The organism is Leptothoe sp. LEGE 181152, assembly GCF_032906605.1.
Lineage (GTDB): Bacteria > Cyanobacteriota > Cyanobacteriia > Phormidesmidales > Phormidesmidaceae > Leptothoe > Leptothoe turfae.
The window spans coordinates 321,832-335,618 of sequence record NZ_JASATU010000065.1; the positions used below are offsets into that span (position 1 = coordinate 321,832).

The window sequence follows — 13,787 nt, forward strand, 5'->3', positions numbered from 1 at the left end:
TATGAGGGCTTCCTGATGAGGGTGTCCGTATTCTTATAAGTAACTAGTTGATTTCTCTATTCCGTTAATTCGGCCCTTCACCCATTCTCATTTTTCTCATTTATATCTAATTTTTGCAACTAGCTTGTGATTCAAATCAACAACCGTTCTCCTTATATAGATAAAAATTTTAGGAGGTTATTCTAGTGAATCAAGAGTCTCTAACCAAAGGGGCAGGTGTAGCTACAGCTTTTTTCCTCCTCATATTTTTGGGTATTAAAGGAAAATCTGTTAATGTCAGCCAATATCAAGAATATGCTGATTTAATCTCTAGTCAGGTCGAAAGTGATACAGAGGTTGAACTAGCATTACTAAAAGAACGCTACAAGCTGTTGAGAAATGATGAGCCACTAGCCGAAGCCTTGGCCGAAGAGCTGTCTATTCAGAAAGAGCTAGGTGAAAACATACCCAGTTTTATAGGGAAAGATGAGCAGGGTAAGCTGAAAAGCCTTATTGATGGCAATGCTCAGGATCTAGAGAAAAAAACTGAGCTCGTTAATCAGTTTCAGACCACTAATAACAAGCTACAGAATGCTCTTGAGCAGTTGCCTAGCCTGGTTAATGAATTAAAAAATACTGGTGATGCGGATCTTGAAAAACTCATCGATGATGTTTTGATCTACATCATGGCAACTGATGAGCAGTTGGTTGCCACCATTGAGGCAGAACTCAATACGGTCAAAGCAAAGCTCAATGCCGGTGAATTTTCGAGTGCGGAAGATGTGGCTCAGGTCGTAGAGCTGACTCAGACAGTTTTAGACAGTAAGCCTTCTGCCGATGCTCTGTTGGATCAGGCTGTTAATTTACCCTTGACGAGCAACATTCGCGAGCTAGAGAGTACTTTTGATGATGCCAGTCTCGCTGCCTTTAGACAGGTCGCTATATACAGAAATGCAGCCTATCTGGTTACGCTAGCGCTCATTGGTGTAATTGCCTATGGATTGGTTGCGCGACTGCGGCAGTCTACTCAGCGCACCACTAGTGTCCTAGAAAATATTACGGATGCATTTGTGGCTGTTGATCGCGCCTGGAAAGTTACCTATGTGAATGCTCAAGCTGCTGAGGTACTTAAACGTAATATTCAAGGTCTTTTAGAGCAGGACTTCTGGAAGATTTTCCCTGAATCCTTGGGAGCTCGTTATGAGCAGCAATATCGCCGTGCCATGGCTGAGCAGACAGTTGTCAGCTTCGAAACCTACTATTCTCCTACTCAGCGTTGGTTGCAGGTCAGGGGGTACCCTGGTCGCGATGGGCTGTCCTTGTTTTTGCAGGATATAACGGAGCGTAAGCAAGCCGAAGAGCAGCTGATGGAGCTGAATCGAGACCTGGATAGCCGTGTGCAGGACCGGACAACCAAGCTGATGAAGGCCATGGAAGAGGCTGAAGAAGCTCGGGTAAAAGCAGAGGATGCCAATCGCTCTAAGAGTGAATTTTTGGCCAATATGAGCCACGAGCTGCGGACGCCTCTCAACGCCATCATTGGCTATAGCGAAATGCTTGAGGAAGAAGCCGCTGATGTCGGTGAGGATGATTTTGTCCCTGACCTACAAAAAATTCAAGGGGCTGGCAAACATCTGTTGGGGCTCATTAACTCAGTGCTAGACCTCTCTAAGATTGAAGCAGGTCGTATGGAGCTATTTTTAGAAGATGTTTCCATTAAAGATATGGTGGAAGACATCTCTGGCACGATTGTTCCTGTTGCCCATAAAAATAACAATCATCTGTCAATTTTCTGCCCGGATGATATTGGTAAATTACATGTAGATCAAACAAAACTGCGTCAGAGCTTGTTTAATCTGCTGAGTAATGCATGCAAGTTTACTGAGAATGGAGATATTACTTTAACAGTTGAGCAAATTTCTACGGTCGATAGTTCTGTATACGATGGCCCTTGGTTCCGTTTTATCGTTAGTGATACGGGCATTGGTATGAAGGATGATCAAATCGAGAAGATCTTTGATGCCTTTACCCAGGCAGATGCCTCCACTACCCGTAAATATGGTGGTACAGGTCTTGGCCTGGCGATTACTAAGCAGTTTATTACCATGATGGGGGGGGATATCTTTGTGGAGAGTGCCCATGGTCAGGGAACAACATTTTCTTTGGTCATTCCTCAAACGGTAACGTCGCCTAATCCAAAGGGTAAGCCCTTTTTTGCGCCCACAAGATCGTCGTCTGAAGGTGAGTTGGCTACAGTCAGTAATGCTCTGACTCATCAAACATCGCGCCAAACAGTTCTAGTGATTGATGATGACGAAGATGCCCGTGAGATCTTGCGTCGCTCCCTCAATGAGGCGGGTTACGAAGTTGTCTGTGCGGCTACTGGTGAACAAGGTCTGGCTCTAGCGGGCGAATTGTTGCCTGATGCCATTACGCTGGATGTAATGATGCCACAAATGGATGGATGGTCAGTGCTAAGACAGCTCAAAGAAATGCCAGGTGTTGCGGAAATTCCGGTGATCTTATTGTCAATTGTAGATGACCGTCCTATGGGACATAGCTTGGGGGCAGCTGACTATCTTACTAAGCCTATCGATCGCAAGCGGTTACTCAGTGTTTTAGAAACGCATCTTTCGGACCAAACCTCTCCTACTATTTTAGTAGTGGAAGATGATGTCAACGCTCGGGAGATTATGGGGCGCTTTTTACAACGACAAGATTGGACTGTTGAATTAGCGTCTAATGGACGTGAAGCGTTGCAGTATCTAGATGACAATCTACCCAATCTAATTGTGTTGGATTTGATGATGCCTGAAATGGATGGCTTCGAGTTTATCCAGGTGCTGCGACAAAATTCTGAATGGCAAAATATACCTGTCATTGTTGTAACAGCGAAAGCGTTGACCGCTAGCGATCAGCAACAGCTAGATGGTGTGGCTCGGGTGTATCAAAAGGCCGATCTCAATCGTCAAGAGCTTTTGACTGAGCTACAGGCGATGGTTTCGACTAAGGCAGTCTCGATGCCTAATACAACAGATTCAGTCTCTAGCACCGATAGGGTGTCTAGTGCATCTGATTAACCCGGTAGTGATTGTAGGCTGAGGTTAATTGAGGGGATTATGGCAAGAATCTTATTGGTTGAAGATAACGAACTAAATCGAGATATGTTAAGTCGACGCCTTCGTCGTCGTGGATATGAGTTGGCGGTTGCGGTAGATGGTGCTGAAGCGATTGCGATCGCATCTGCTCAGCCATTTGATCTGATTCTTATGGACATGAGTTTGCCCGTCATTGATGGTTGGGAGGCGACCAGGCGTTTAAAGGCCCAATCCCATACACAGGATGTTCCCATCATTGCTTTGACGGCCCATGCTATGCGGGGTGATCGAGATCAGGCTCTAGCCGCAGGCTGTGACGACTATGACACCAAACCTATTGATCTAAAAAGGTTGTTGGGAAAGATCAAGGCATTTTTATCTGCTGAACAATTATCAACCGCTTCAGATACTCCCAAGGCTAAAGTCGTTACCGAAAACACTGCTGCACCCGTTATTCCCATTGCGCCCGTTACCCCCATTACTGCGCCTGCGGCCTCGGTAACGCCGATTACACCAACGCCAACGACTCCAGCTGCGCCCATTACACCCATTGCTCCGGTGACGCCGATTGCCTCACCTACAGCTTCGGTGACGCCGATTGCACCAACAACAACGACTCCAGTTACTGATAATGACTCAGATCAGTCTGATGCTACGCCGATCGCGCCGGTTACTCCAATCACGTCTGATGTTGCCGTAACACCGATCGTGCCGGTTACTCCAATCACGTCTGATGTCGTCTCTGGAGAGCCGGTTACACCTGTTATTCAATCGACAGATGACGTTGAGCAACCAGTGACACCAGCGGCTGACAAACCCCATAATGCCTTTAGTGGTCTGCCTATTCTGGTGGTTGACGATAACGAAGACAACCGCGATATGCTGAGTCGTCGCCTTAACCGTCGTGGTTATCAATCAGTAGTCGTGGATAGTGGTGAGGCAGCTTTAGACTACATTCAAAGTCATCAAAATGTAGCTCTAGTCTTGTTGGATATCATGATGCCGGGTATCGATGGCATTGAGACCCTACGTCAGATCCGACAAACCTATTCTCGTAATCAGCTACCTGTGTTGATGGTGACAGCAAAGGCCCAAAGCGATGACATGGTGAGGGCCTTTGAACTAGGTGCCAACGATTACATTACTAAGCCCATCGATTTTGCTGTCACCTTAGCGCGTGTTGAGACACAGCTAGCCATTATCAAAGCCACACAACCAGTACCCCAGCCATCTGAACCTAAACCTCAGGCAGCTGAATTAAACCGTGATGTTCAGCCCCTTAAAGCGGTCGACTCACCCCCGTTTGGCATGCAACCAGCCGCCGCCAATATTTCACTGGTGCCTAAAACGGCCTTCTCAAGATTTGCGGCACAACGCTATCAAGTTCAATATTTTCTGCGCCAAGAACCTTTAGGGCCGATTTCTATTGCCTTAGATAAACACACTAATTCTTTAGTCCTATTGCAGACGCTACGGGCGTACTCCCCAGACACCGCCGACCTTTTAAAGCGGGTAATGGAAAAAGAAACGGAAAAGTTTGAGCCCCTGCGTTCCCTGTTTCCAGGCTATACCTACGGTCAAGTAGATAATACGTTCTACATTATCCATGGCCTGGGAGATACCTTCAATCAGGACCAACTGCTCCAGGCAAAGTTGCAAACCCCCTGGCCCATTGAGTCAGTTCTACTGTTAATGGATCGTTTATTAGAACAGGTTGGAATATTTCATCGGCATAAGCAAGTCCACGCTGGCTTAAGGGATGACTCTTTTATTCAAAGCAGTAGTCGAGAAAACCTAGACCAATCTATGGTGCTTGTTGATAGTGGCCTTGGCAAACGCGTCATGATTGGTGTTAGTCAGCAGTCTGCAGAATATCGTAAGCAGTTGTTAATGCAGCGAGACTATCAACCATTAGAGCAACGTATTGGTCGTCCAGCCATGAGTAGTGATGTCTATGCCCTTGGTTTGATTGGTTTGCAGGCGCTGACTGGCCAATCTATAGATCAGCTCACGCTACCAACAGTTAGTGGTGATTTGCAGTGGCGTCAGTTTGCTTCTATCCCAGAGGCTGTAGGCGATTGGTTTGATAAACTCATTCAACAGAACCAGGGCAAGCGATTTGAAAATGCTATGGTTGCACGTACAGCATTGCGTCCCCATTTGCAGCCCTACTTGGCTGAACCTGGTTAGATCCTGATTCTTTCAGACTTAAAAAATTAGGTATAGCGCTTCTTTCTATAACTGAGGTGGCTTTTCGGCCTCCTCAGTTTTTGCTGTATGTGCGCAGCAAAAGTTAGTGAACGTTCAGTCGCTGTTGTTGCTTTTTGTAAAATATTGCAGACGGCTGCAGAATCTTTGAAATTTTATCTGATGAATTTACAGCTATGTAAATTTGATAGATGGGAAAATGCTGATGCGGGCAATTCTCAGATGGAGTAAACCAGATCTATCCATGAATGACTCCCCAGATGAATTACGTCGGTTGGCATGTGAAGCCTGTTGTCACCACTGTGGTAGTGCAGAACGCCAGCGATATTTAACTCAGCTAATTCGTTTGGTCAAACCTCGTCTGTGGTATGACCATAGCGCATACTATCAAGATGCCCTCCAACAAACATGGATCTATCTTTGTCAGAATCTATGTGAGGGTAAAACAGCTAAGCCGTATGATCCAGAAATTGCCAGTGTAGTGACCTGGTTAAATGCCTATCTCAAGTTTCGTTTACTAGATTTTGAGCAACTTGTTCAAGCAGACCGCAAGCGATACATTTCTGCTTATAACGAAGAAGGCGGCACTACCGCTATTGTTGAAAAGTTAACTGCTAAACCCGAGATCCCACCAATTTTAGAGAGGGTGCAGGACTGGTTAGAACAAAATATGGATGAACTATGTCGGATTCACATTGCTAATCATCCGACCATTAACTGCTATGAGATGATCCGCAGACGACTACCGCCAGAAACACCTTGGCATGCTTTAGAAAAAGAGTTTGATGTTTCTTATAAAACCCTTGAAAGCTTTTACCGCCGTCAATGTAAACCTCGCTTACGCGAGTTTGGTCGTGCTGAGGGGCACTTGAATTCTTAGTAACATTTTTTATTTAAAACAATGACTGCCAACATATATCGGAGACTTTACCTATGAGCTATATGCAACAGAGTGGTAACGCAGCTAGTCTGATTTGGCCGATTACACAACAGGGTAAAAGAATTGCTCAACAGTTTGCTCAAGAACATACTCAAGCAAGGATTTCTGAGAGGGTGAGACGGAATACCCTGGCAGTTTGGGTAATGCATGATTTTTTAAGTGCTCTAGGTGTCCCCACTGATTTGAACCACAGTGATAGTTGGAATCCAGTACTTCAGTTAACAGAAGATGTTGCTGATTTAGTGATTCCCAGGGTAGGCCGCCTGGAATGTCGTCCCGTTTTGTCAGGGGATATTACCCTGCCTCTGGAAGTTCTCACAGAACGCATTGGTTATGTGGCTGTTGCACTGGATGAAGTAGCAGGTGAAGCTTCACTGTTAGGCTTTGGTACTGAGGTTTCGTCAACGTATCCGTATTTGAGATTAGCCCAGCTTCGATCCATGGATGACTTGCCAGTACATCTTGACCAAATTGGTCAAAGCCAATCTGGTCAACTGTCATCTCAGCTAACTTGCCTTGGCCAGTGGTTGGAGGGGCAGGTTGAAGATGGCTGGCAATTAGCAGAAGATTTATTAGCTCAATATCTATGGGTACCAGCATTTAGGCAAGGCGGGCAGACAGCTCAGAGAGAGACACCTGTCCAGGTAAAACGGGCTAAACCATTAGACTTAAATTTAACCTTGGGTACGGAACAGGTTGCGCTGGTGCTTGATGTGCAACAAGAAAGTGCAACAGTTGTGAATATTGCTATGCGTCTCTATCCCATGGGGGAAAACGTGTATTTGCCTCAGGGACTTATTGTAACGGTGCTAGATGAGGCAGGTACTGTATGTTTAACGGCTCAGGCTCGTAGCGTAGATAATTACCTTCAACTTTATTTTCGAGGCTGTCCAGGAGAGCCTTTCACAATCCGCATTGACTTGGACGATGCATCGGTAGTGGAGAACTTTTTGATTTGATTGCTACTCAAATTACACCATAGTCAACTCTGGTTTTTGAATAAGATATGAGCCAGCATTCTAATACAGAATGCTGGCTCACCGATACTTTGTTGTCAAACAGCTTATTAGACAGCTGCAGTGGCAAAGTAGGAGTCTTGTTCAGATCGCAATTTGTCGCAGAAACGTCCTTCTGGCAAGATAATATCGTCGTAGGTTAAAACGGTATCCTTGGCAACAGGACGCTTGAGTTTACAGCCTTCTGCAAGACCCATGGGCAATAAATTTTCTGATAGAGCTACATCAGAATTTTCGCACTGACCGTAGGTCATGTAGTAGCCGATGCCATCCAGAGTTTCCCCTTCTTTGAGGTCGATTTTGGCTGTCGCCACGACATCCACCATGGGTTTTCCTAGGGGAGCCATGACGGCATCGTTAAATAGGGCAGCACGGGCCAAAGAGAGGGGCACCTCAAAATGGCAGATGTGATAAGGGGTATAGAAGCTATATAGGGGACCCTCACCACGTTTGTAGTAGTTTAGATAGTGCTGATGTTTGGGATCTTCGTTGGTGGCATAAATAAATACACCAGCTGCAGGCTGAGCGCCAACAACATAATCAACTATTCCCCCTAGAGACTTCAGCTGGTCTACATCGTATAGGTGGGTCATGTCATCCACATGGCCACGGAAGTCATAGCCTAACATTCCACGCTGGGCGACTTTCATGCCGGTAGCGTTGGCTACAATTGCCTGCTCAAAAGAGATTTTAGTACCGTCTGCAAAGCTGGTTACCATGTAGGCTGCCTGCTTCCACTTGGCGGCAAAACTCGCCTGAGTCGTAGGGTTCCGATAGCGGTCTTGGAGGCCTTTAATATTGCCACAGAGGAGAGGCGTAAAGCCAATGCTCTTGACATAGCGATAGAGGTTCATCTCTACACCTGGCTGGTCTCCATCACAGTTAGATAGCACAACACCAGCTCGGTCAGCGTAAACCTTAAGCATTGGGCCCACAGTACCATCAAGCTCTGCGTTCATTAGAACAACATGCTTTTTGTTGTTGATGGCTTCCATCACAATCTGAGCACCAAACTCAATTGTGCCGGTGACTTCTACCAATGCATCGATGTTTTCTGCTTTGCACAGCAGAGATGCATCTTCGGTGACGGCGGGCTTGCCTTTGTTGATGGCGTCTTCTAGCTCGGCTACCGTTTTAACGGTCTGAAAATGATCAAGGCCAGCTTCTTCGTAAGCGCGCTTAGCACCGTCTAGACTGCGGTTATAAACAGCTACTAGTTCCATGCCAGGAACGGAGTGGATAATTTGGTTGGCAATGCCGCGTCCCATAAAGCCTGCACCGATCATGCCCACGCGGACAGGATTGCCTGCTTCTGCACGGGCTTTTAGGGCTGTATCGACAATAATCATGATGGGGCTCCTACTGAAACGGGTTGATCACTTTGCTGGTCGGTTAACAGCGGCCAGTTGGCATCTTTGTTAGAAATAGTTGTTACTGGTAAGGGCCAGTCAATGGCTAGTTTGGGATCGCTGTAACGTAAGCCTCGCTCGTAGCCGGGGGTATAAAATTCGGTAACCTGGTAGGTCACTTCCGCATTGTCGGTCAGGGTTTGGTAGCCGTGGGCGAACATTTCGGGGACGTATAGCGCACGTCTGTTGTCGGCAGTTAGCTCCACACCGACATGGCATAGGTATGTGGGTGAATCTTTGCGCAGATCAACGATAACGTCATAGATTGCGCCTTGAGTGCAGCGTACCAGTTTGGTTTCCGTAGCAGGGGGAATCTGGAAGTGCATGCCCCGCAAGGTGCCTTTTTTGTAGTTAAAAGACATATTGCACTGGGCTACGACTGGTTTGAGACCCCGCTCTTCAAACTCTTGTGCACAGAAGGTGCGGGCAAAAAATCCTCGATCATCTTTGAGGAGCTCAAGGTCAATAATATAGACCCCCTGAATGGAGGTTTCGTTAAAAATCATAGGTGTCGACTATCTGTGAACAGATACTTATAAAAAAGGTTAGAGCAATGCATGGGAGGATGGCTGTGGCCCACCCTCCAGATTTATTTAACCTGCTTTCAGTGCTTCATAGCGTTGAATCTGCGCTATGGTCATCTGATGCATGTCATCTTCCCTGATGTATCCGTGATACCATTCAACGATCCAATCTAGAGTTGTTGCTAGATCTAGTTTTGGTGCCCACTTGAGACGACTTTTCGCTTTGGAGCAGTCTAACTTAAGATACGTTGCTTCGTGGGGATTAACTTTGGTGTCTAGTTGCCAACTAGCACCATCTCCCCACAGTTGAGTTAACTGTTCTGTAATCCAGGATACGGGGCGGGCATCGCTGTCGTTAGGGCCAAAGTTCCAGCCTTCTGCTAAGTCAGTGCCACTGTCCCACATCTGCTCCGCTAAAGTCATGTAGCCGTTGAGGGGCTCTAGCACATGCTGCCAGGGACGAATTGCATTTGGGCTACGGATCAGGACAGGCTCACCGGCAATAATGGCGCGAATAATATCAGGAATTAGGCGGTCACCGGCCCAGTCTCCACCACCAATGACATTACCCGCTCTGACGCTGGACAAACCGACGCCGTGCTCAGCGTAGTTGTCTTTGTTGAAGTAGGAATTGCGATAAGCAGAGGCAACTAACTCAGCACATCCCTTACTGTTGGAATAAGGATCGTGCCCTCCCATGGCTTCATTTTCGCGATAACCCCAAACCCATTCTCGGTTTTCGTAGCATTTGTCGCTGGTAATGTTTACGACTACACGGGTACTATCGGTTTGCCGTACAGCTTCTAGCAGGTGAACGGTGCCCATGACATTGGTGGCATAGGTCTCTACAGGATTTTTGTAGGAGTAGCGCACCAGTGGCTGAGCCGCCATATGGAAAATAATCTCGGGTTTGTGGGATGCGATCGCATCTTGCAAACTCACCAGATCTCTCACATCGCCTTCAATGGACATCATGCCATTGCCCACCTTCGCCACCTCAAACAGACTCGGTGAGGTAGGAGGATTCAACGCATAGCCAACAACTTCAGCACCGAGTTGTTGCAACCAGAGAGATAACCAACTACCCTTAAATCCTGTGTGACCAGTTACAAAAACTCGCTTACCGCGCCAAAAATCAGCATTCATAACTGTTCCTTCAATACAGTAAAAAATCTAATGTTGCCGACATACGACAATGAAAAACTCGTGCAGGAGCGCTAAGTCGTTAGTAGACTTAGGCTCCTAGGTAAGAAAGACTGATATCTGGTGTAGATATCAGTCTTAGATATTTATGGGTTACCAGCTCTTCCAAGGTGCTTCATTAGCCTGCCAAAGCTTTTCTAGGTAGCGCTTGTCCCGCAGGGTATCCATGGGCTGCCAGAAACCATCATGCTTATAGGCCGAAAGCTCTTCCATGTGGGCTAGCTTTTGCAGGGGCTCCTTCTCCCAAGAGATTGAGTCATCGTCAATGTAGTCAATGACTTGAGGATTAAGGACAAAAAAGCCACCGTTGATCCAGGCACCGTCGCCTTCAGGCTTCTCATGGAACTTGGTGATTTTAGTTTGCTCTTGACCTAGGGAAATAGCACCAAATCTGCCAGGAGGCTGAACAGCTGTCAATGTCGCCAATGTTCCCTGTTGCTTGTGGAATTCGATGAGCTCAGTCACGTTCACACTGGAAACGCCGTCCCCGTAGGTAAAGCAGAAATCTTCACTGCCAAGATGCTCTCTTACCCGCTTGAGACGACCACCGGTCATGGTGGAATCACCCGTGTCCACTAGAGTTACACGCCAGGGCTCTGCTTTACCTGCATGAACATTCATTTGGTTAAACCGCATGTCAAAGGTGACATCTGACATGTGGAGGAAATAATTAGCAAAATATTCCTTGATGACATAGCCCTTATAACCACAGCAGACAATAAAGTCATTAATCCCGTGTTGGGAATAGATCTTCATGATGTGCCAAAGAATGGGCTTACCACCAATCTCGACCATAGGTTTCGGTTTAATAGCGGTTTCTTCGCTGAGACGAGTCCCCAAACCACCAGCTAGAATGACAGCTTTCATATAGTTAATAGTTAATAAATTAACGAACACCTTTGATGACATTAATGGCGTACTGACATAACAAACACCATTGGCAAGTGGGCTTCTTTAACGAAACTCCACATACAACAGATCATCCATAAAGGAGTGATAGAAAAATGCCTGTTCAGCACTTTATGTTTAACTCCTGAAGTCCTGTCTCGTCCGGAACCTTATGTAGCTTTACCAGTCCCTCACTTTCCCTAGGTGGGTAAATGTATTGACTGATGAGCTGCTCGATATGTACTTTTATCAAGACTTGGGTTCTGATTGTCTGACCAACTATCCCTGAAGACTTGGTCAAGAAAAAATCAATGTATCTCCGATGTATTGTTCACTACACTGATACGCCTAATTCAAGGGTTCCCCGAAAATCAAAGAATTCTTGATTCTTTAATAAAGCAAGAACGTATAAAGAATAGTTGTTTAAACACCCACGAGGCGTGGGCGGTGACTCAGTCACCGCCCACGCCTCGTGCACTTGTTTTTTACTAGTGCTCAAAAATATTTGGATACTGGTGTAGATCCAACTGGATAAAGGTGGGCAAACACTGGAAACAGGCCTCGGCCAGGTGCCACCGTCCTTCCCGCTGGAGCATTAGCGTGAGTTGCTTTGACAGTTCATGGAGATAACGAACGTCGTTAGCGGCATAGGCTAACTGCTCATCGCTTAGATCCTGCACATTTCCCCAGTCAGAGCTTTGGGCACTCTTATCAAGTTCTACACCAGCGATTTCTTTGACGAGTTCCTTCAAGCCGTGTCGAGGACTGTAGGTGCGAGCTAGTTTGCTGGCAATTTTGGTGCAGAATACTGGGCTCACATCAATGCATAGATGGTGTTTGAGTGTGGCCATGTCAAACCGAGCGAAATGAAAAATCTTGAGAATACTGGAGGTTTCGAGCAGTAATTTTAGGTTGGGGGCGCTGGTTTGTCCCCGTTCGATGCGCACCGCTGATGTGTACCCGGTAGTATCACAGAGTTGCACTAGACATAGCCGATCGCGTAGGGGGTTAAGCCCCATGGTTTCAGTATCGATAGCGATGGCATCGGATGATAAATAACGTTCCAGTAGCGACTTGGGAATGTCGCGATCGCAAACCTCAAAGTTTTCCAAGTTAAGAATTTCCTGTGATTACATCAGCATTTAGAGTACTGGAGTGTTGAGTGATAGATTTGCGTTACGGTGCGCCGCTAAGGTGTTAGCCAGCTAAACCCCTAACATTCAAAATCCACCACTCAACACTCAAACGTTCTCTAACTATCAAACTTCAGCACTTTAGCGACAGTCTGCACATCCTTATCGCCTCGTCCAGAGCAATTAAGCACAATTTTTGGACTGCCGTCTAACTGAGGGCAGAGCTTTTCAAGATAGGCAAAGGCGTGGGCTGTTTCCAGGGCTGGAATAATGCCTTCCCGTTGCGACAGCAGCTGAAAAGCATCCAGGGCTTCTTGATCGGTGACTCCGTAGTATTCTGCACGGCCAATTTCCTTCAGATAGCTGTGCTCAGGACCAACACCGGGGTAGTCAAGACCGGCGCTGATGGAGTGGGGTTCGATCACCTGGCCATCGCTATCTTGCAGTAGGAAGCTCATGGCTCCATGGAGCACACCCACCCGCCCTGCGGTGAGGGTGGCTGCATGTTTACCTGTGCTCAACCCTTCACCGGAGGCTTCTATGCCAATCATGCGTACAGAGGGCTCATTGATGAAATCATGGAATAGCCCCATGGCATTGGAGCCACCACCGACACAGGCAACCAAAATATCGGGTAGCCCCCCCCATTTTTCCTGGCACTGGGTCCGGGTTTCTTGGCCGATGATGGCGTGGAATTCGCGCACAATCATGGGGTAAGGGTGGGGGCCAGCCACCGAGCCCAAAATGTAGTGGGTGCTCTCCACGTTGGTAACCCAGTCGCGAATCGCTTCAGAGGTGGCATCTTTGAGGGTGCCGGTGCCGGAGCTAACGGGCTGTACCGTGGCTCCCATCAGGCGCATACGGAATACGTTTAGGGCTTGGCGTTCCATGTCATGAACGCCCATATAAATCACACATTCGATGCCAAACCGGGCGCAGACGGTGGCTGTGGCCACACCATGCTGACCGGCACCGGTTTCAGCAATAATGCGCTTTTTGCCCATACGCTTGGCTAGCAAAACCTGGCCAAGGGCGTTGTTGATTTTGTGAGCTCCAGTGTGGTTCAGGTCTTCGCGCTTGAGATAGATCTGCGGGCCGCTGCCGTCGGGGCGGGCATAGTATTCGGTGAGGCGCTCTGCAAAATATAGGGGATTGGCTCGACCGACGTAATCCTTTAGAAGTCCGTTGAGCTCTGCCTGAAAGCCAGCTTCATCGCGGTAGGCATAAAACGCTTCCTCCAGCTCCACTAGGGCAGGCATCAGAGTTTCAGGAACATACTTACCGCCAAAGCGGCCAAAGCGGCCTAATTTATCGGGGCGCACCTCAGGTGCGGTCAGTTCGGCAGAAACGGAAGAAGAAAGCGGAGTGGCTGTCACGGTGGTTGCGAGT

10 protein-coding genes are annotated in these 13,787 nt (G+C 47.3%); 4 read left to right on the forward strand and 6 right to left on the reverse strand.

Going from position 1 to position 13,787, the window contains the following annotated elements; all coding sequences use genetic code 11:
• The first annotated feature begins 185 nt into the window (after positions 1 to 185).
• From QGP82_RS30485 to QGP82_RS30500, 4 genes are all read left to right on the forward strand, one after another.
• Positions 186 to 3,059, forward strand: a complete 2,874-nt coding sequence (locus QGP82_RS30485) for a response regulator (RefSeq protein ID WP_499061887.1) — start codon at positions 186 to 188, stop codon at positions 3,057 to 3,059.
• Positions 3,060 to 3,098: 39 nt separating this feature from the next.
• Positions 3,099 to 5,267, forward strand: coding sequence for a response regulator (locus tag QGP82_RS30490; protein WP_499061888.1), 2,169 nt, complete (start codon positions 3,099 to 3,101; stop codon positions 5,265 to 5,267).
• Positions 5,268 to 5,529: 262 nt separating this feature from the next.
• Positions 5,530 to 6,165 (forward strand): sigma-70 family RNA polymerase sigma factor, encoded by a 636-nt coding sequence (locus QGP82_RS30495; RefSeq protein ID WP_163660829.1) that lies wholly within the window; start codon positions 5,530 to 5,532, stop codon positions 6,163 to 6,165.
• A gap of 53 nt (positions 6,166 to 6,218) precedes the next feature.
• Positions 6,219 to 7,184: a DUF1822 family protein gene (locus QGP82_RS30500; RefSeq protein ID WP_163660831.1), complete on the forward strand. Its 966-nt coding sequence runs from the start codon at positions 6,219 to 6,221 to the stop codon at positions 7,182 to 7,184.
• 107 nt (positions 7,185 to 7,291) lie between these two features.
• Here the strand turns inward: QGP82_RS30500 and QGP82_RS30505 are convergent, their stop codons facing one another.
• The 6 genes from QGP82_RS30505 to trpB form a co-directional block, all read right to left on the reverse strand.
• On the reverse strand, positions 7,292 to 8,590 hold the full coding sequence (locus QGP82_RS30505; RefSeq protein WP_163660833.1) for an NAD(P)H-dependent oxidoreductase: 1,299 nt from the start codon (positions 8,588 to 8,590) through the stop codon (positions 7,292 to 7,294).
• Positions 8,587 to 9,156, reverse strand: a complete 570-nt coding sequence (gene rfbC / locus QGP82_RS30510; RefSeq protein WP_163660835.1) for a dTDP-4-dehydrorhamnose 3,5-epimerase — start codon at positions 9,154 to 9,156, stop codon at positions 8,587 to 8,589. Before rfbC ends, QGP82_RS30505 begins: the two co-directional genes overlap by 4 nt.
• An 87-nt stretch (positions 9,157 to 9,243) precedes the next feature.
• Positions 9,244 to 10,320 carry a CDP-glucose 4,6-dehydratase gene (rfbG, locus tag QGP82_RS30515; protein WP_163660837.1) on the reverse strand — a complete coding sequence of 359 codons (1,077 nt, stop codon included), beginning with the start codon at positions 10,318 to 10,320 and terminating at the stop codon, positions 9,244 to 9,246.
• Between the two features lie 150 nt (positions 10,321 to 10,470).
• On the reverse strand, positions 10,471 to 11,244 hold the full coding sequence (gene rfbF / locus QGP82_RS30520; RefSeq protein ID WP_036018417.1) for a glucose-1-phosphate cytidylyltransferase: 774 nt from the start codon (positions 11,242 to 11,244) through the stop codon (positions 10,471 to 10,473).
• 509 nt (positions 11,245 to 11,753) lie between these two features.
• Complete coding sequence (locus QGP82_RS30525) at positions 11,754 to 12,377, reverse strand: ribonuclease H-like domain-containing protein (RefSeq protein ID WP_163660839.1); 624 nt, start codon at positions 12,375 to 12,377, stop codon at positions 11,754 to 11,756.
• 140 nt (positions 12,378 to 12,517) lie between these two features.
• A complete protein-coding gene (trpB, locus tag QGP82_RS30530) occupies positions 12,518 to 13,774 on the reverse strand; it encodes a tryptophan synthase subunit beta (RefSeq protein WP_499061890.1) in 1,257 nt (418 codons plus the stop codon).
• Between the last annotated feature and the right edge of the window lie 13 nt (positions 13,775 to 13,787).